Raw genomic sequence first — 19055 nt, forward strand, 5'->3', positions numbered from 1 at the left:
TATGCCCCAAAGCAACACCGTACCCAAGATCATCTCACTGCAAACCTTTCCGGTGCGCATTCCGTTCGCCGATGGCGGCCCGGGCACGGGCGGCACGCCGTCCCGCTGGCATCGCCTCGACATGGTGCTGATTCGTATCGAAGATGAGGATGGGCATGTCGGCTGGGGCGATGCCTTTGCCTATTTCTGCTTGGAGGCGGTGCGCGCGGCCGTCGATCACATGATCGCGCCGTTTGTGACCGAGGCAGCCATCGACGATATCGCTGCCTGGAACCTGGAGGTGCAAAAGAAACTTCATCTCTTTGGACGCTACGGCATAACCATGTTCGCGCTGTCAGGGGTCGACATCGCGCTGTGGGACTTGAAGGCGAAACGGCAGGGCGTGCCGCTATGGCGGCTTTTCCGGGCGAATGCGCCGACGCACCGGCCGGCCTATGCGAGCCTCGTCAGGTATGGCGACAAGGACCTCGTCGCTGAGCAATGCAAGCGGGCGCTCGAGCGCGGCTACCGGCACATCAAGCTTCACGAGATCGCCCCGGATGTAATCAGGCACGCGCGCGAGGTCATCGGGCCCGGTGTCGCGCTGATGGTTGACGCCAATTGCGCCTGGTCCATGCAGGAGACGATCGCTTTGCGAGAAACGTTCCGCGCCTGCAACACCTTGTGGGTGGAGGAGCCGGTATTCCCGCCCGACGACTACAAGAGTATGGAGGAGATTGAGAAGGCCGCAATCCCCGTTGGCAGCGGTGAGAACGCCAGCACGGCCTTTGATTTCATGCGGATCATCAACGCTGTTACCTATCCACAGCCGAGTATGACAAAAGTCGGCGGGATCTCCGAATTCGTCAAGATCTTGGCCGCATGCGAGCGACACGGTAAGAGCGTCATGCCACATACGCCTTACTTCGGGCCGGGATATCTTGCGACCCTGGCGATGCTGCCTTTGATGCAGGAGAAGACGCTGATCGAGTTCCTGTTCGTCGACCCTGAAGTGTGGCTCGCGAGCACACCGAAGCCGGTGAAGGGGGTTGTCAGCGCATCTGATCGCATCGGCATCGGCTTTGAACCAGATCTCGATGTCCTCAAGCGCTACGCTCCCCGCACCTGATCTCAACATGTGAGACGGCGCACTCGCTGCGAGCTTGATAGGCCTTCCGCCGAGCACTGCTGCCGCTATGGTGATGCCTGAAGGCAAGCATTGCACTGCTTGCGCTGGTTTAGATTCCGTTCTTGGAGGTAGATACGCATGGCTCCGATTGCTTCCCAAACCCTCGAAAAGCTGAAGGCCTGCTCGACAGCGACGCTGACCACGCAGCTCTTCAAGCGCAACTATCGTCAGCAATTCCTGGTTGGGATCACGCCGCTCAATCCGAGCGCTGGTGCGTTTGCCGGGGAGGCTTTCACCTTGCGCTTCATTCCCTCGCGGGAAGACAAGGACTGGGATCTTTCTGATCTCCGCAAGCGGGGTGAGGACAATATGCAGTGGGAGGCCGTGGAGGCGATTGGTGCAGGCCAAGTCCTGATGATCGACAGCCGCAACGACCCGCGTGCCGCATCGGCCGGCAACATGTTGATGACGCGCATGATGCGCAAGGGCGTTGCGGCAGCCATTACCGACGGCGCATTCCGCGACGGGACAGAAATCTCAAAAATGGCGTTTCCCGCTTACTGCAGGGCCAACACGGCCTCGACGCGCCCTGCCTATCATCGCGCGGTTGACATGCAATTGCCAATCGGCTGCGCCGATGTTGCCGTTTACCCCGGCGACATCATCGTCGGGGACAGCGATGGCGTCGTCGTCATCCCACGTGCCATCGCCGAGGAGGTGGCGGAGGAGTCTCATGAGCAGGAGCTGCGCGAGAGATTTCTATTCACCAAGATCGATGCTGGCGCGCCTCTTTGGGGCACCTACCCGCCGAACGAGGCAACGCTGAAGGAATACGCGGAATGGCGAGCCCGGCGAGCGGCGGAGTAAAGCGATGGGTGCGCTCACGAAAGCCGCGCAGGCGGAGGCCTTGATCCGCCGATACTTTCAAGCCTGCAACGATGCCGATCACCAGGCGCTGCTGGACTGCTTCACGAGCAATGCTGTCCACTATTTCCCACCCGGCCTGCCTGGTGCGCCCTGGCGCGGCGCTCAGGCAATAGCCGACGGCTGGGTCTGGTGTGTCAAAACGATGGGATCGCGCTGGACCATTGAGAAGGTTCTGGCCAGCTCGGACGGCCACGAAGCGGTGATCGAATGGACCCATTGGAAGACGGCCCTTGGTGAGGTGCTGCGCGGCGATGAATGGTACGTCTTCAACGACGACGTCACACGGATTGCCGAGATCCGGGCCTACTATGCCTCTCCCGTCAACAAGGCCGAGACAGTCAACAAGCTGCATGACTTCGACTATGAGGCCAGGGGCTATGCCATGGCGCCGCCCTCGCCTCCGCCCAAATTGTCCTGAAGCGCCCGGGCCTGTTCATGACCTCACTGACCGGAAAGACACGCGTTCATGCGCTAATAGGCTCGCCTATTTCGCAGGTGCTGGCACCGGGCTGGCTGACCAAGCGAATGGAGGATGCCGGATATGACGGTGTGCTGGTGCCGCTGCAGGTCGAGAGAGGCAATCTTGACACGGCTCTGGCGGCCCTCAAAGCAATGCTCAACATCGACAGTATTCTTATCACGCTGCCACACAAATTCGGGGCGATCGCGCATTGCGACCGCCTGTCTGATCGCGCCAAGGTCCTCGGGGCGATCAACGCCATGCGACGAGAACAGGACGGCCGCTGGCTCGGCGACAATTTCGACGGTGCCGGTCTGACTGCCGGATTGAAGAAGGCGGGCCATGCCATCGCCGGCAAAAACGTGTTCATGGTCGGCGCGGGCGGTGCAGGCTCCTCGATCGGCGTCTCCATGCTCGAAGAAGGCGCCCGCCGGTTGACCTTCCACGACCTCGACGCGTCAAACCAGAACAGCCTGTTTGACAGGCTTAGTAAGGCATATCCAGGCAAGGTCTCCATCGATACTGCCGTTCCTCGCGATTGCGATATTGTCGTCAATGCGACGTCGGCAGGCTTGCGGGACGGCGACCCGCTACCAGTCGATCCCGCTCAACTTGCGCCGCACATGATCGTTGCCGACGTTATCACCGATCCGGTCCCGACAAGGCTCCTGTCGGAGGCAGCCAAGATTGGCTGCGCCACGCGAGACGGCACGCACATGCTGGATGGACAGATCGCGCTTCTGTTCTCCTTCATGACCTCTGGTCATTGAGCATCAGACCGCTCACTAACGGCGACAGTCTCACGAAGTGAGACGATCTCTCGCGGACAATGAAAGACGGGCTTCACGTTGAAAGCCGCGCTCGCTAACGTTTCGCGCAATCATAACAACAATACTTGGCACTCTGGAGGAGACACTTGCGAACGCCATCGAGGCGGTCGGGCCAAAGGAATCGATCGCCGCCTGCTCCCTGAGTGGTCGCTCTGCCTGGCACCGCCGCGACGAGAATAACGCCGGGGCGGAAGCGGATGCGCTCCGAATACCGAGTCCGAATCGACCTCTTCTAGCCGAAAATCTGGGCGTAGCTCTAATTCGAACAGTCAATTGCCATCGGGAGGATTGAAAATGAAGACTCTTGCTAGAGTTTTGACAGCTGCTGTTGTCTCGCTGGCCCTCTTGGGGCAAACAGCGACAGCCGGGACGCTTGAGAAGATCAAGTCCGCGGGTATCATTCGCATCGCCGTCGATCTCAGTGTCCCTCCCTGGGCATTCAAGGACGAAGACCTCAATCCCACTGGCTCGGAAGTCGAAACAGCTAAGCTCTTGGCTGCCGATCTCGGCGTGAAGATGGAGATCGTGGGGACGAACAGCGCCAATCGCATTCCTTTCCTGATGTCGCATCGCGCAGACGCAGTCCTTTCGGCCTTGTCGATCACTGATGAGCGCAAGAAGCTGATCGCGTTCTCGCTGCCATATTCTGGAGCGACGTCCTATGTGGCAGCACCGAAGAGCATGCAGATCAAGACGTTCGCTGATTTGTCGGGAAAGCGCATTGCCGTCACGCGCGGCACGACGAACGATGCGGATGTGACTGCGGCGGCCCCGCGAGATGCGGAAATCGTGCGCTTTGAGGATGAAGCAACGACCATGACGGCGGTCGTGTCCAACCAGCTTGACTTGGTCGCGCAGGTGCCGACCCTTGTCGACCTGATCAATAAGAAGAACCCGGCCAAAGAGCTTGAGCTGAAGCTGCCGCTTCGGACCGCGCCTATGGGTGTTGGCATGCGTAAGGAGGATACGGATCTGAAGGAATGGGTCGACAGCTGGGTGAAGAAGAACATCGCCAACGGAAAACTCCAAGCGATCTTCAAGAAGTTTCAGGGCGCCGACCTGCCCCAGGAAGTCATCGCCGCGTCTCAATGACATGGCCTACGGCCCTTGAAACGAGCAAAGTCCTATGACTTACAATTTCGACTTCGCAGCCGTGCTGGCTTATTGGCCGCTCCTGTTGGAGGGTATCTGGACGACGCTACGGCTCACTTTATTCTGCACGGTGTTCGGCATCCTTTTAGGTGGTGCCTGCGCCGTGGTCCGGACCGGCGGGCCAACCTGGGCCCGTTGGATCGTCTCCTTGTATGTGGAGTTCATCCGCAATACGCCGCTGCTCGTGCAGTGCTACTTCCTAATCTTTGGCATTGCGAGCATGGGAATTCGGTTGCCCATCCTGGTTGGTGCGACCATCGCGCTGACGGTCAATATCGGAGCTTATACGACTGAGATCGTGCGTGCGGGCATTGAATCGATCCATCGCGGCCAGCTTGAGGCGGCGACCTGCCTTGGACTGTCGCGCACCCAAACCTATCTGCATGTGATTATTCGGCCAGCGCTGGAGCGCGTCTATCCGGCGCTGTCGAGCCAGTATGTTCTGTTGATGCTGGCCTCGAGCATCGTGTCCTCGGTTGGCGTTGAGGAGCTATTCGGGATCTCTAACCGTATCCAGAGCGAGACTTATCGCAATTTCGAAATCTTCGTCGTGCTCGGCGGCATCTATCTAGGTCTCGCCATACTGGTACGTGGGGGTTTTGCTCTCCTCGGGCTTGCGATGTTTCCTCGCCGCCGCAAGCTCGGAACCCCGCTGTGAGCATGGAGATAGCAGATGAATAGCGCCTACATTCTCTCGTTGCTCCAGGGGCTATGGGCGACGGTCGTATTGAGCCTGTTAACTTTCCTGTTTGGCGGCATCGCCGGCTTCATCGTCGCTCTGGCACGCATCTCGCGGAATTGGGCGATTTCGCGCGGGGCGGCGGCCTATATCGAGATCATGCAGGGACTTCCGTTGCTCGTCCTCATGGGTCTGTGCTTTTACGGGCCGAGCATTTTGGGCTACGACTCCTTATCTCCGCTGACGGCAGCGACCTTCGCGCTCACACTTTACAGCAGCGCCTATCTGGGCGAGATCTGGCGCGGCTGCATTCAGGCGGTGGCGAAGCCGCAATGGGAAGCCGCAGAGTGCCTCGGCCTGACGCGCTGGCAGCGCATGAGGGCTGTCATCCTGCCGCAAGCTCTGCGCATTGCCATTCCACCGACAGTCGGCTTCTTGGTCCAGATCGTCAAGAACACATCGATCGCCTCACTTGTGGTCGGATACGCCGAGCTCTCCTACAACGCAAAGATCATCAACAACGCAACATTTGAGCCGTTTCTCTACTTCGGCATCGCTGCCCTGATGTACTTTGCGATCTGCTATCCGCTGTCGGTTCAAAGCAGAGCCCTCGAAAGGAAACTCAATGTCGCCAATCGTTGAATTAAAGGACGTGCGCAAGAGCTTTGGCGAGCTGGAAGTCCTTAAAGGTGTCACCTTTGAGGTGAACAGGGGCGAAGTCGCCGCTATCATCGGCCAGAGCGGATCGGGCAAGAGCACGGCGCTACGTTGCATGGATCGCCTGGAGACCATCCAAGGCGGCTCGATGCTGATCTGCGGCCACGAGCTCCATGATGACGACATCGACTTGAAGTCTTTGAGACGCGATGTCGGAATCGTTTTTCAAAGCTATAACCTCTTCCCGCACCTGACCGTGGCCGAAAATATCATGTTGGCCCCGCGCATGGTAAAAGGCATGAAGCAGCGGCAGGCCCGCGAAATTGCGGATACTGTGATCGCCAAAGTGGGGCTGCGGGAGAAGATGGACTGCTATCCGGAACAGCTTTCCGGCGGGCAACAGCAGCGCGTAGCCATTGCCCGCAGCCTTGCCATGGAGCCTAAGTTGATGCTGTTCGATGAAGTGACTTCAGCGCTCGACCCGCAGCTTACGGGAGAAGTGTTGCGTGTCATGGAGCAGCTCGCGGCCGACGGCATGACCATGATCCTGGTGACCCATGAAATGGCCTTTGCCCGCAAGGTGGCGGACCGCGTCATTTATATGCGCGATGGCAAGGTGCACGAAATGGGATCGTCGGACATCCTGCGGATGCCTGCGACGCCCGAGCTGGCGGCGTTCGTCGCCGAATCAGCTGAGCATTAAGCTGCGGCAGTGAACGGGCGCTCAAACGGTCCATCTCAAATGGTTTGAATGGCGTTCTATGATCACCAACCAGCTTTTGACGGCCGGTGCGGCTCGACTTGGCTTCTCGGCGTCCGCTGGCGGACGCGTGACCTCTCTCGAGCTGTGCAGCAGCAAGGGTAGCGGCTTGCCGCGACGGGTCTTGCGTCCGTTCCCGGCCGGGGTAGAGCCCGCTCAGTTACTGCGCTGGCCCAAGGGTGGTATCTATCCCCTCGTCCCCTATAGCAACCGCGTGAGGGATGGGGTTCTTCTCTTCCAGGGTAAGCGGTACGAGCTTGCGGCCCATCCCGACGCGCTGCCGCATACGTTGCACGGGCATGCGCACAGGATGCCTTGGGAGACGATCTCGCTGACGCCATCGCAGGTGACGATGCGATACTCGCACAAGGGAGGCGCCGACTGGCCTTGGGCGTTCAGCGCAACTCTTAAGGTCGAACTTGAACCCTCGCGTGCCATATTTTGTCTCAATCTTCGAAACGAGGCGCAGACGCCGATGCCGGGTGGAATCGGCCTGCATCCCTATTTCGAGCACCAAGTCGATGACAACATAGAGTTTGACGCACCGATCGACTGGGCCGTGACGACGGACTATCTCGCCGCGCTGCCGGATGCCCATTCTGCCGGGCCCACAGCAGATTCATTGCCGCCCGGTGAGGTGACGCTTTATCGCAGTGGATGGCGCGGGCTCTGCGTTATTCACCGCTCGAATGGTGATCGGATTGAAATGCGAGGGGATCCTGCATTTTCGCATTTTGTGCTGCATCGGCCCGCTGATGCCGCACATCTATGCGCAGAGCCCGTCAGCCACGTTGCGGACGGGTTCAACCTGTTCGCTCGCGGTTGTGCTGACACTGGAACTGTGATTCTGGAACCCGGAGACGAGCTGAAGGGCTCTGTTGTGATTTCCATGAGTTGATAGCCGCGGATGGTCAAAGCTGCGGATGGCGTCGGACATTTGGTCTCCCTTTGCAAGCGCCGCGCCCCGGCAGGGATGGACCGTTCAGGCGAGCATTGTTCGAAAGTGCCAAACATTGCGAGACCCTAGCCTGCCAGTTGCATGCATTACCGAGAGATTCCGCTGAGCGGACGAAGTAATTCAGGGAACATAGACTGATGTGAATAGGGATAGGGTGCTGGCGAGGCGCTCACTTGGTTCAAGCGCTCCACCTCCTTGATGGAAAGTTGCCAGTCGAGGGCTGCGATGTTTTCAACGAGCTGTTCGGCCGTGCGGGCGCCAATGACGACACTTGAGACGGTTGGCCGGGCGAGTAGCCAATTGATCGCAACTTGAGACGCGCTTGTCCCGCGCTCCTGCGCGATATCGTTGAGCGCATCCACGATGTCAAAGAGCTTGGCGTCGCGCTCGGTCAGGCCTCCGAATTTCGCCGCTCGGCTGTCGGCCTGCGGCGGCCGGTCACGGCTGATCTTGCCGCTAAGCTTGCCGCCGGATAGCGGGCTCCATATGATGGCGCCTATGCCCTGATCGAAACCCGCGGGCATCAATTCGTGTTCATAGTCCCTGCACAGCAAGGAATAGTGGACCTGATGCGAGATGGGGCGCGGCAAGCCAAGCCAGTCAGCGGTGGTGGCCATCTTGGCCAGCTGCCATCCGGAGAAGTTAGACGCCCCAATATAGCGGACCTTCCCGGCCTTGATCAGTTCCTCGAAGGCGCGCAGTGTTTCCTCGATCGGTGTATTTTCGTCATAGCCGTGGAGTTGCAGCAGGTCGAGGTGATCGCAGCCAAGTCGCTTCAGCGAGGCCTCGCACGCCATTATGATGTGCTGCCGGCTCGCCCCCATTCCGTTCGGCCCGCTATGCGAGCGGTAGCCGAGCTTGGTGGCGATCAGGGCCTGCGATCGGCGTGAGCCCAGAGCCTTTCCGAGGATTTCTTCCGCCGCGCCCATCGAGTAGACGTCGGCGGTGTCAAAGAGATTCAGCCCCGCATCGAGGCATATGTCGACGAGCCGTCGGGCCTCCGATAGATCGGTCGTGCCCCACTTGCGAAAGAACTCGTTCCCACCGCCGAAAGTCGCTGTCCCAAAGGCCAGGGCTGGGATCCTCAGCCCTGAACGGCCGACACCCCTATGTTCCATCACATTGTCCTAGCCATAAGCACCCTGTGCTTGCCTCGTTGCAAAGCGGCTCATTTTGGATGCTCGATCTCGGGGGAGCGTCATCAGACTTCATCAATCACAGCGCCCATCTCGATCCGGGTCTGGCTCGACACAAGAGCACGGATCCGAGCCTTGCGGACGGGAGCGTGCCTGGAGTTACGGTGCGCCTCGACGGCCTCGTAGTCGTCGAAGAGTTCATTGGACATGAAAGTATCCGGCAGCACCACGCCATCAGGATTAACCGCCTGCAGGATTTCGAAGCGACGACAGCCAGGCTCCTCCGCCAGGGCGATTGCCGCAGCCTCTAGTAGTGTAGCCCTCAATTCCTCCTCACAACCCGCCTTCGCGACAAAGCGCGCGACGATGGCTAAAGTTCCTGACATGGCTTTCTACCTCAAGAGCGGAGAGACGGTCGCGGCATATGCCGACCGATAAGAAACAAGAAATAAGCCGCCGGTCGTCACGGGCGCGAGCGCTAGAAATCGAAAGGATCGCGCTCGACGAGACTAACCCAACGAAAGCCTCCCCTGGCGCACTTGGAAGGGGCTCAATTTAGCCGAAGGCGCAGGTCAAACCGGCAGCCCAGAGCTTCTCAGAAAGGACTGCCTGGCTTGGATCGCATCGGTTCGTGCAAACCGATGCGCTAAGATGCAAAGAACCGCTAGTCAGTCATTGAAGGGTATACCAGGCGCCGGTGTCGTCGGAAGCCCCGGCTCGGTAATGCGCGCGCAGTTGCTTGGCGTCTTTTTGCCTTCAAGTGTCTGTTTGAAGAACGCCAATGCGTCCGGGAAAGCGGCAATCAGGCCCCCGTTGTGAGTGGCACCAGGATAGGTGTTCCAAACGACCTCGTTTCCGGCCGAGCATAAGGCCGCCACGGCTGCATATTGGCGACGGGGCGGCAGTACTGAATCGGCCAGACCCGTGCCAAGCAGAACGGGCACCGGCAGCCGCACGGGCTTCATGTCGGTCGGAGACGCAAGGCTCGCTTCGATGTTCGCGATCGGTTGGACATAGGCGTTGTCGGCGGTGACAGTATCTTTCTGCGCGATCGCGCGCATCTCGCCGGTGCAGCCTTCTCGTGCTGCGCGTAAGACGAGCCTTCCCTTGTCAGTCACGAGGTTGTCTACGGGGGGTGCCTCATCGGGAAGCGAACCGCCGAGCATCATGAGGGTGAGGTAAATCGGCGAGCCAACCTTGAATGCCTCCGCAGGCCGGTAAGGGCCGTCGGGAAAGGTCGACACGACCCCTGTGGCGACTGTGGCGAGCAAGGGTACATCTGGCGCATAGTTCGGTGCGACCGTTGTTGCGCCCAAAGCTGCGCCTGAGCCTTGCGACTGACCACTGATGAAGACCTTGGGAGCGAGCTTGTCGCCATGGGCGGCGCGCGCTGCCCGGACGGCATCGAGCACGGAATGCCCTTCAGCTTCCCAGATCAGGTAAGGATGCGGGCCGGGACCGCCGAGACCCTGGTAATCGGTGGCAACGACCGCAAACCCATTCTCTAGCCATTTTTGGATGTAGGTTGCATCGCGCGGCTTGTGCCCGGCCCAGGACGGCGCGCACACGTCCGCAACGCCCAGCGTGCCATGAGCCCAGGCCACGAGGGGCCAGCCTCCGGCCGGCGGTTCTCCAACCGGCAGATACAGTGTCCCGCTCACCGGTACGATCCCGGCGTGCCAACGTACATCCGTCGAACTGTAGAGAATGCGTTCGGCGAGAGCCGCTTTCGTGATCTCCGGCTGGGCCTTCATTGGCTCTTCACGCAGCATCACGCCCGGCCTTGTGGGCAGCGGATCGGTCCAACGATAAAAAGCCGATAGGTTTTGATCGCCCCATTGGGGGCCAGTCGGCAGCGCGGTGTTCTGCGCGAAGGCCTCGGATAATGCCAAGGCCGAAAGGATCGAGATTGCGAGCACCGACTTCATTGTGAACCTGTTGGGATTGAGCTTTAGCAGCCTGTTCATTTTCTTCATCCGATCTGGTTCCATAACGGGCTATCGTGCGATGGACTTGAGCGCCTCTTCATGGGCAGCGCGCAGGAGGCCGAGAATGTAGCCGTTTGCGAACGCAAAGCCTATCACGTAAGAGGGATCATCCTGATGACGCGGACTATGATCGGCCAGCAGTGAGCCGCCGCTGTCGCGAAGCAGGCGAATGATGTTGAACAAGTCCACATCGCCCTCGTCATGATAGACCTCGACGAAGTCGTTCTGGCTGGCGCGGACATTGCGGAAGTGGATCTGATGAATCTTCTTTCTCTTGATCAAACCGTATAACAGCGCAAGCTGATCAACCCCTTCAGGCATCGATTCCCGTGAGACCCCGGTATCGTATTGAAAGCCATTATGAGGTGAATCGTACAGCTTCTCGTATTTGAGCAGCGCGTTCGCATAATCGCCGGCATCGAAGCTGTCGACACCGAGATAGCCGAGAGGCAGGCCGCCCGGATCGTAGGGGTGGCAAGCCATTTTGACCCCGCTCTCCGCGGCCACGGGGATGACGCGGGACGCCCAAACATGCAGGCGCTCCCAATAGTCGTCCGCTGAGACACGGCCTGCAGGGGTCGGCGGGAGGTCGCGCCAATTGTCTTCTAGCTTGAACGCGTCGTATTCCGACCCACCACGGCCCTGAACTTTGCGATTGCGCCGGATCGGGGTCAAATTCCAATGATAGCTGATGATCTTGACCCCGGCGCGGCCGGCGGTTTGGACGTTTTCGCAAATCAGATCCAGATAACGGTCGCGTTCCGGCCCCGGCGCCATCGCGATGTACGCCGAATCCATCCGGATGCTCTCCCAGATGAGATCGTTTTTCTGCAGCGTGTCGGCGATGCGCATCATGCCTTCGAGGCTCCAGCGCGTGGTGGGCTGAAGCCGCGCGCCTCCCATGCCCGTGCCGAGCGCCTGAGCGCGAGCAAGCGCACCCTCGTCGGGCGTATCGCTTCCAAAGACGTCCGGAGCGGCGTTTCTCGTCTCCAGCGAGACATCGAGATAGCGAATGCCCCACCGCTGGTGCCACTGCATGTTCTGCCGCGAGGTCACCGGTCCTCTGTCGAAGTTGCGTTGGCCACCCAGCCTGATCTTGTCGTTGACGCGCACGGCAAGCGAAGGGACGCCGCCGCTTGGCTCCTGCTCCGCGACCGCTGCACCTGACATGCCAGCGCTGGCGGACATGGCCAATAGGGCCTTTGTAAAGTCGCGCCGATCCATTTGTTGCATCTCCAACACGCCAGATCAGGATAGCGACTTCAGCAGCAGGGTCGCGATCACAATCATGATCGCCCCGCCGACACGAGTGGCGATCTGGGCGAATGCCATGAGGCCCATGCGATCGGCGGCGCCAAGGATGGCAACATCCCCGGTGCCGCCCAGTCCCGAATGGCAGGCGGTGACGATCGCAGCCTCGACCGGATACATGTTTAGCCACTTGCCGACATAAAAGCCGGAGGCAATCATGGCCAGCACGGTCGCGGTGCAGATCATGATGTATCCCGGGTTGAAGGAGGCGACGAGTTGTTCCCATTTGACCAGCAATGCGCCCATGGCGACGAGGATCGCAAAGGTCAGGTTGGTCGACATGAACTTGTTGATCTGGTAGGCGCCGAGCTCCATCTCGTTCGGTAGGATCTTGGTCAGCTTCAACGCGACCGCCGCGATGATCATCATGATCGGTCCAGGTATCCCTGTAAATGGCGCTAGGGTCATGCCAAGCACGAATAGACCGCAGGACAGCACCATACCTGCTCCCAGCAATCCGAGATCAATAGGCCGATCGGGCCGCACGTCGCCTAGGATGTCATTGTCGCCGGTCTTGACCAGCATGCCCTGCCCGCTCAGATCGCGCCGTCTCTCGCCAAGGCGCGCAAGAAGCCCGGCGCAAACGATTGCGACCACGTTGCCGAGCAATGCCGCAGGCACCATGTGTGCGACAAGATCGGCTTGCGGCCGCTGCAAGATCTCGGAATAAGCAATGGAGAGCGGCAATACGCCCTCGGCAAGGCCGCCGCCGACGATCGGAATGATGATGAAGAAGAACGTGTCCTTGGGAGTATACCCGAATGCCAGCCCGACCAGAATGCCGGCCGAGACGGCGGCAATGGTCCCGATCAGAAGCGGAACGAACATGCGGATGAAGCCTTGAACCAAGACGCGGTAGGGCATTCCGAGGATTGAGCCTGCGACGAGACAGGCGATGAAGAAGTATTGAAAATTGGCGGTCCGGAACGTCGTGGTGATTGCTTTAAGGGCGGCATCCGGCATCAAGCCATAGCTTACCAGTGCTGCCGGAACGAACAGGCATAGGATCGCGGTCCCACCGATCTGCTTGAGAACCGGTATCGTCTGGCCAAGCTTGCCCAGCAGAAAGCCGAGCAGCATGAGGACCAGGAGACCGCCGATCACATCGTTCGGGAGCTTTCCAGAGTAAACCGCGGCAGCACAGACGATGGCCGCTCCGACGTATATGCTGATTGGCAACGGGCCGATCTTGACGCCGTTGAGCTTCGTCGAAGGGATTGCCTCCGGCGCGGCCGGACGAAAAGTCGTGTCAACCAAAGTTCCCTCCAATTTTGTTATTTTCGTCATCCGGGCTGCGGCCAGTCTGCTGGCCGCGAGGACTGGCTTGCCAGTCAGAAGATCCAGGGATTCTCCGCAGCATGGCGTGCTTCGAAAGCGCGGATGTCGTCAGCAAGGACCAGGGTTGATGCGACGAAATCCCGGCCCGTCAGGAACGCCTCTTTCCTCGTCGGCTCGATGTCGAATTTGATCGGGCGGCGGCCACGGTCGAAGCGGATCGTCTGCGCTGCAAGATCAACGAAGACGTCGTTGCGCTCACGATGTGCCACAGCGTTAGCGATCTCAGCTACGAGATCGGGTTCGAGCGAGATCGTCAACAGGCCGTTGTTGCCGCAATTGTCATTGAATATCCCGGCGAAGCTGGTGCCGATCAATGCCCGGATGCCGAGCTGTTGAAGCCCCCACACCGCGTGCTCGCGGCTCGAACCGCAGCCGAAATTTGGGCCGACCACGAGGAAGCAAGCGTTGCGATAACCGTCCTGATTGAGAATAAACTCGGGATTGGGTTTACCGGCGGAGAAGCGCAGCAGATTGAAGGCGCCCTCGCCCAGCCCGCTCCGGTCCACGCCCTTAAGAAACATTTTGGGCATGATCACGTCGGTGTCGATGTTTGGCGACATCATGGGTGCAGCGACGCCTGAAACTTGATCGAATGGCATCATTGGCCTGCAACTCCCAGCAGTGAACGAACGTCAGCGATGTGGCCGGTGACCGCGGCCGCGGCCACCATTGCCGGACTCATGAGATGCGTGCGGGCGCCTGGTCCCTGGCGGCCTTCGAAATTTCGGTTGGTCGAGGACGCACACCGCTCTCCGGGCTTGAGCACATCGTCATTCATGGCAAGGCACATCGAGCAGCCGGATTGCCGCCATTCGACGCCGGCATCCGTGAACACTTTTGCAAGGCCTTCAGCCTCGGCTTGCGCTCTGACGTGGGTCGATCCCGGCACTACGATTGCCCGTACACCGGCCGCAACACGGCGGCCACGAAAGACCTCGGCCGCGTCGCGCAAATCCTCGATGCGCGAATTCGTGCAGGAGCCGATGAACGCAAAATCGATCGGGACGGATTGAATGGGATCACCGGCTCGAAGCCCCATATAGCTCAGGGCGCGAAGGGCCGCGGCCTTGCGTTCAGGCGCCACCTGTTGCGCAGGATCGGGGATAATATCGGTCACTGCAATTGCCTGGTCGGGGCTGGTTCCCCAGGTGACGAGAGGGGCGACATCCGCGACATCGAGCGCAACCTCGCGGTCGAACCGGGCATCGGGGTCCGAGGCGAGCGTCAGCCATTTCTTGGCCGCTCGCTCCCACATCTCGCCCTTTGGCGCGCGCGGCCGGCCCTTTAAATAGTCCAGCACCTTCTGGTCCGGGGCGACCACGACACCACGCGCGCCCGCTTCGACGATCATGATGGACATGACGATGCGGCCTTCGACGCTCATGTTTGAGACGACGGGGCCAGTGAACTCAACGGCATAGCCAGTAGCCCCGTCGGCGCCGATCCGCCGGATGATCTCCATGACGATATCTTTCGGCGTGACCCCGAACGGGACGTCTCCGGTGAGGTGGATGCGCATCGTTTTGAGGCGTCGGTAGCGCACCGTCGAGGTTGCAAGATAGTGCTCGATATCGGAGGTCCCGATGCCATAGCCGAGCGCGCCGAAGGCGCCATAGGCGGTGCTGTGGCTGTCGCCGGCGGCGATGACCATACCTGGCATGACGAGGCCCTGCTCGGGGGCGACGACGTGCTCGATGCCTTGGCGCGGATCGAGAATATCGAAATATTCGATGCCGAAATCCCGGGCGTTTTCAGCGAAGTAGTCAACTTGGCGCGCGGCGCCGCTATCCGGCATGGCGCGGGTGCGTTGTGCGGCTGTAGGGTTGACGTGATCGACCACCATCAGCGCCGCTTTGGGATTCCAAACTTTCCGCCCCGCGGCGCGCAGGCCGGCAAACGCCTGGGGGCTGGTATACTCGTTGAGGACGGTTCGGTCGACGTACAGCAGGACGAGCCCGGCATCATCCAGATTGCGGACCACATGGGAGTCCACCAGCTTGTCATACAACGTGCGCGCGGCCATCCCGCCTTCCTCCAAAGCTTCTTTCCGGCCACCGTGACGCGCGCGCGACTAGAAATCCAATGCCGGATGCTGATATCGTTATGCAAGGCCTGCATAAACGAGAGCTCTCCATGGAGATCAACTGGTTATACGATTTCATCGCGGTTGCGACAGCGCGCAGTTTTTCACGGGCCGCAGAGGAGCGAAACTGTTCCCAGCCGGCGCTCAGCCGGAGGATACAGGCGCTCGAGGTCTGGGCTGGCGCATCGCTGCTCGATCGCACCACGCACAGCGTCAATCTGACGCCCGCTGGTGAAGCCTTTCGTCACACTGCTGACGATATCGTGCGCAGATTGAGTGCCGGCCGGCTCGAGGCGCAGGAGCGGGCGCGCGGTGCCTCGGACGTACTGAAGTTCGCCTCGACCAATGCGCTGTCGCTGACGTTCTTTCCGGATTGGCTGCGTCGCATCGAGACCGAGCTACCATTCGTGCCCAACGTACAGCTCGTTGCCAATCATATGGAAGGCTGCGAACGGATCCTCTTGGCGAGCGATGCCCATTTTTTGCTTTGCCATTATCATCCGGCCGCCACGACGGCGTTGACGCCGTCGCATTTTCGCTCGCTGCATGTTGGTGACGATCGGCTGATCCCCGCATCGGTGCCGGTTTCGCGCCGCAACCGCAAGCCTCGCTTCAAGCTTCCGGGAACGGAGGGCGCGCCTGTACAGTTCTTGAGCTTCCGTTCAGAATCAGGGATGGGACGGATCCTGGAAGCGGTGCGTGCCACCTCCCCCTTGCAAGCTCATCTTCACACAACATTCACGTCGCATCTGGCGAAGCTTTTGGTCACGATGGTTCAGGCAGGCCGGGGCATGGCGTGGCTGCCGGAAAGCCTGATCAGTGATCAGCTTGCCTCTGGCGAGATTGTCGCGGCAGGCGGGCAGCAGTGGTACGTGCCGATCGAGATCCACGTATTCCGGCCTAAACTGCGGCTCGCCCAGGCGGCGGAGGCATTCTGGCAGCACATCGAGAAAGCAGCCACACATTCACGATGACGTAAGTAAAGTTGATGCCGCAGCAGTCACGCTTTTGGCCCGGCTATCTCAGTCGCTTATCAGCAGCGATGAAGTCGATAAATGTCCGGACCTTGGCTGAGAGGTATTTGCGCGTCGGATAAACCGCGAACAATTGGCTTTCGAAGATGCTCTGCTCCGGCAGCACTTGTTCCAGGCGCCCGGCGGCGAGATCCTCGCTGATCAGCCATTTGGGCAGCACCGCGAGCCCCATGCCTTCCAGGGCGGCCAGGTGCAGCAGAGTCTCGTTGCCGCTGAGCAAAACGGGGTTGAATTTGATAGTCTGCGTCCCACTTTCGCCCTGGATGGTGATACTCTCGCCTGGAGAGTGCAGCGCATAGTGCAAGAGGCTGTGTCCGGACAATTCAGCCAGATTCTTCGGGCGCTTTGCGCGATCGAGATAAGCGGGCGTGGCAACCATATAAAATGGGACCCTTGTGATCGGCCGCGCGATCAATGCCTCGTCAGGCGTGCCCGTCGCACGCAAGGCCAGGTCAAAACCTTCCTCGACCAGATTGACCAATCGTCCACTGAGATCGATGTTCAGCCGCACCTGTGGATAGCGAGCCTGATAGTCTGCCAAGACTTTCGAAAACTTCGGATTGGCCATCCAGACCGGTGCGGTTAGCCGCAATGTGCCGCGAGGAACTACGGTCACGTTGCTGACGGCCGCCTCTACCTCATCCAGGGACTCGAGCATTTGACGCGTCTGCTCGAAATATAATGCGCCGCTTTCGCTCAGGCTGACGCGTCGGCTCGTGCGGTTGAGCAGCCGTGAGCCCAGACGCTTCTCAAGCTGCATCACATGCTTACTCGCCATGGCGGGCGAGATGCCCAGCCGCTCTGCCGCGGCTGCAAAGCTCTTGAGCTCGGCAACCAGGCAAAAGACCTTCATGCTGACCAGCGTATCCATTCAGATCATCAACATATAGGAAATGAATCCATCCCAAAACAGATAATGATCCAAAATCGTGAAGCGACCAAACATGGTGACAGCCCTGTGATCGTCGGAGTGCCTGCCATGTCCACCGCCACCGCCCAAGCCGCCCCGCGGGAACGTCCCCTATGCGTGAGCCTTTGGATCGCTCAAGCCCTCCTCTTTTGCGTGTTCGCTTCGTCCGGGCTCGCGAAGCTGTTCATGCCGATTCCGCAGTTAGCGGCAATGATGCCATGGACAGGTCAGCACTCTGAAGCATTTGTCCGGGTCATCGGACTGATCGACCTCGCCGGAGGAATTGGCGTTCTCGTGCCTGCGTTAACCCGGATTATGCCGCGGCTGACAGTGCTTGCCGCGCTTGGCTGCTCCGTGTTGCAGGTCTTCGCTATCGTTTTTCATGTCTCTCGCGGCGAGGCCGAGCTCACGCCTCTCAACTTCATCTTGCTGGCCCTTAGCGTCTTTGTTGTCTGGGGGCGCGGGCGCAAGATACCGGTCGCGCCGCGCCGATCCTGATGCCGAGCTCCTAACCAGCCATGGCGGTGCTTCCCGAAGGCTCTCAGGGGATCGATTGGCGTCGAATTATCCCGGCGGCACGCTCCCACGATGCAGCTTCGCTCATCGCAGCATGTCTTCGCCCCTCCAAATGGATGGTAGCAGCAATCAGCCTCAGGCAAACCGGGTGTCCAGTTGCGCGCCACTTAAAGCGTTTCATGAGTACGATATAGCGGAGGTCCCGCTGGGCAATGATCCCTAGATCTCCATCGCGCGAGGGCGCTTTAGGCCTATATTCCGAACAGCAAGGCTTGCCGATGTTCGGCCAGCCATTCGCTCAAGGAGACGGGCATCCGTCCTAGGGTGCGCTCAACGAAGTCATTGCGCGCCCAAACCACCTCGTTCTGTTCTTCGTACTGGAAGAAATCCCAGAGATAGTGCAGCCGGATCTCTCCGAGCTCCCGGTACGCCTCGAAGAAGCCCGCTCTGCTGCCGTCGTGAACAATTCTTTCCTGAAAAACCTTGGTCATGAGATCGGCGACGTCGCTGAACCTCAGTATGTCCTGTCCGTTGTTCAGAGTGTGAAATTGACCAATGTGCCGATGATTGCTCGACAGGAAAAGACGTCCGGCCACTTCCGCAATGTCGCGTGGATCGATATAGGGAATCAAGCGTTCGGGCCAGATCAGCTTTCGCTCCTTCCTCAAGCCGTCCTTCATCCAGTAGAAGTTGTCCATGAAGGTTGCGCCGATGTTCAGGTAGGTGACAGGCAGACCGCTTTCGTCGAGGATTTCTTTTGCGATGGGGTGTTGGATGGGTAAACCAAGACCATGCTCGCGGAGAGACTGAGGAATTCGCCTTCGATTCGCTTCGGGTTGTAGGCCGACAAGACGTATAACGTGAACGGCGGACCTTGCCTTCTTGAGCAGGACAACGAGATTTGTCATCGCGTCGGCCTCGTTCGTGCCGCTTCTGGTCAGTACGAAGATTCCTTCCATTCCGTCGACCGCCTTCTCAAGCGATGCGAGATCAAAATAGCTGGCAATGACGACCTCCGCATGCGGGTGCTCGCGGCGAAGGACGTCACAATTGGCGGGATTGCTTGTTACGAGGCGCAGCTTGATCTGCGGCGCCTCCTCGCGCAAGAAGTGCGCAAGTGGGCCGCCGATATGAGCCGCTGCACCGAAAATGAGAATCGTGCTCGGAATCTTCTTCTGACCGTGTCGCATTAACAGACCTCAATAAAC

20 protein-coding genes are annotated in these 19055 nt (G+C 59.6%); 11 read left to right on the forward strand and 9 right to left on the reverse strand.

Annotation, left to right across the window (positions count from 1 at the left end; translation table 11 throughout):
• Position 1: 1 nt before the first annotated feature.
• The 9 genes from XH90_RS34660 to XH90_RS34700 all read left to right on the forward strand — a co-directional run bounded on the left by XH90_RS34660 (position 2) and on the right by XH90_RS34700 (position 7471).
• Positions 2-1108 (forward strand): mandelate racemase/muconate lactonizing enzyme family protein, encoded by a 1107-nt coding sequence (locus XH90_RS34660; RefSeq protein ID WP_128955142.1) that lies wholly within the window; start codon positions 2-4, stop codon positions 1106-1108.
• A gap of 138 nt (positions 1109-1246) precedes the next feature.
• Complete coding sequence (locus XH90_RS34665) at positions 1247-1975, forward strand: ribonuclease activity regulator RraA (protein WP_128930048.1); 729 nt, start codon at positions 1247-1249, stop codon at positions 1973-1975.
• Between the two features lie 4 nt (positions 1976-1979).
• Positions 1980-2453, forward strand: a complete 474-nt coding sequence (locus XH90_RS34670; RefSeq protein ID WP_128930047.1) for a nuclear transport factor 2 family protein — start codon at positions 1980-1982, stop codon at positions 2451-2453.
• 17 nt (positions 2454-2470) lie between these two features.
• Entirely contained in the window at positions 2471-3265 is a 795-nt protein-coding gene (locus tag XH90_RS34675; protein WP_128930046.1) for a shikimate dehydrogenase, read from the forward strand.
• 354 nt (positions 3266-3619) lie between these two features.
• The gene (locus XH90_RS34680) at positions 3620-4417 is read left to right on the forward strand and encodes a transporter substrate-binding domain-containing protein (protein WP_128930045.1); all 798 of its coding nucleotides are present in this window, start codon (positions 3620-3622) and stop codon (positions 4415-4417) included.
• Positions 4418-4451: 34 nt separating this feature from the next.
• Positions 4452-5135 (forward strand): amino acid ABC transporter permease, encoded by a 684-nt coding sequence (locus tag XH90_RS34685; RefSeq protein ID WP_128930044.1) that lies wholly within the window; start codon positions 4452-4454, stop codon positions 5133-5135.
• A gap of 15 nt (positions 5136-5150) precedes the next feature.
• Complete coding sequence (locus tag XH90_RS34690) at positions 5151-5798, forward strand: amino acid ABC transporter permease (RefSeq protein ID WP_128930043.1); 648 nt, start codon at positions 5151-5153, stop codon at positions 5796-5798.
• Positions 5782-6516: an amino acid ABC transporter ATP-binding protein gene (locus XH90_RS34695; RefSeq protein WP_128930042.1), complete on the forward strand. Its 735-nt coding sequence runs from the start codon at positions 5782-5784 to the stop codon at positions 6514-6516. The genes XH90_RS34690 and XH90_RS34695 overlap by 17 nt, the downstream gene beginning before the upstream one ends.
• 58 nt (positions 6517-6574) lie before the next feature.
• Positions 6575-7471 (forward strand): hypothetical protein, encoded by an 897-nt coding sequence (locus XH90_RS34700; RefSeq protein ID WP_128930041.1) that lies wholly within the window; start codon positions 6575-6577, stop codon positions 7469-7471.
• Positions 7472-7617: 146 nt separating this feature from the next.
• Here the strand turns inward: XH90_RS34700 and XH90_RS34705 are convergent, their stop codons facing one another.
• From XH90_RS34705 to leuC, 7 genes are all read right to left on the reverse strand, one after another.
• Positions 7618-8649: an aldo/keto reductase gene (locus tag XH90_RS34705; protein WP_128930040.1), complete on the reverse strand. Its 1032-nt coding sequence runs from the start codon at positions 8647-8649 to the stop codon at positions 7618-7620.
• 83 nt (positions 8650-8732) lie between these two features.
• Positions 8733-9053 (reverse strand): putative quinol monooxygenase, encoded by a 321-nt coding sequence (locus XH90_RS34710; protein ID WP_128930039.1) that lies wholly within the window; start codon positions 9051-9053, stop codon positions 8733-8735.
• 282 nt (positions 9054-9335) lie between these two features.
• Complete coding sequence (locus XH90_RS34715) at positions 9336-10643, reverse strand: lipase family protein (protein ID WP_232995552.1); 1308 nt, start codon at positions 10641-10643, stop codon at positions 9336-9338.
• Positions 10644-10664: 21 nt separating this feature from the next.
• A complete protein-coding gene (locus XH90_RS34720; protein WP_164933591.1) occupies positions 10665-11879 on the reverse strand; it encodes a mannonate dehydratase in 1215 nt (404 codons plus the stop codon).
• Positions 11880-11903: 24 nt separating this feature from the next.
• Positions 11904-13223, reverse strand: coding sequence for a 2-hydroxycarboxylate transporter family protein (locus XH90_RS34725; protein WP_237864939.1), 1320 nt, complete (start codon positions 13221-13223; stop codon positions 11904-11906).
• Positions 13224-13297: 74 nt separating this feature from the next.
• A complete protein-coding gene (leuD, locus tag XH90_RS34730; RefSeq protein ID WP_128930036.1) occupies positions 13298-13906 on the reverse strand; it encodes a 3-isopropylmalate dehydratase small subunit in 609 nt (202 codons plus the stop codon).
• The gene (leuC, locus tag XH90_RS34735; RefSeq protein ID WP_128930035.1) at positions 13903-15327 is read right to left on the reverse strand and encodes a 3-isopropylmalate dehydratase large subunit; all 1425 of its coding nucleotides are present in this window, start codon (positions 15325-15327) and stop codon (positions 13903-13905) included. Before leuC ends, leuD begins: the two co-directional genes overlap by 4 nt.
• Positions 15328-15386: 59 nt before the next feature.
• Between leuC and XH90_RS34740 the strand changes: the two genes are divergently transcribed.
• Complete coding sequence (locus XH90_RS34740; RefSeq protein WP_237864940.1) at positions 15387-16361, forward strand: LysR family transcriptional regulator; 975 nt, start codon at positions 15387-15389, stop codon at positions 16359-16361.
• Positions 16362-16404: 43 nt separating this feature from the next.
• Here XH90_RS34740 and XH90_RS34745 read toward each other — a convergent pair whose 3' ends face one another.
• Positions 16405-17292 carry a LysR family transcriptional regulator gene (locus XH90_RS34745; protein WP_128930033.1) on the reverse strand — a complete coding sequence of 296 codons (888 nt, stop codon included), beginning with the start codon at positions 17290-17292 and terminating at the stop codon, positions 16405-16407.
• 108 nt (positions 17293-17400) lie between these two features.
• On the opposite strand from XH90_RS34745, the gene XH90_RS34750 reads away from it, so the two are divergent.
• Positions 17401-17829, forward strand: a complete 429-nt coding sequence (locus XH90_RS34750; protein ID WP_128930032.1) for a DoxX family protein — start codon at positions 17401-17403, stop codon at positions 17827-17829.
• Between the two features lie 269 nt (positions 17830-18098).
• Here XH90_RS34750 and XH90_RS34755 read toward each other — a convergent pair whose 3' ends face one another.
• Entirely contained in the window at positions 18099-19037 is a 939-nt protein-coding gene (locus tag XH90_RS34755; RefSeq protein ID WP_128955140.1) for an SDR family oxidoreductase, read from the reverse strand.
• Positions 19038-19055: the final 18 nt, after the last annotated feature.

Source organism: Bradyrhizobium sp. CCBAU 53338 (assembly GCF_015291665.1).
Lineage (GTDB): Bacteria > Pseudomonadota > Alphaproteobacteria > Rhizobiales > Xanthobacteraceae > Bradyrhizobium.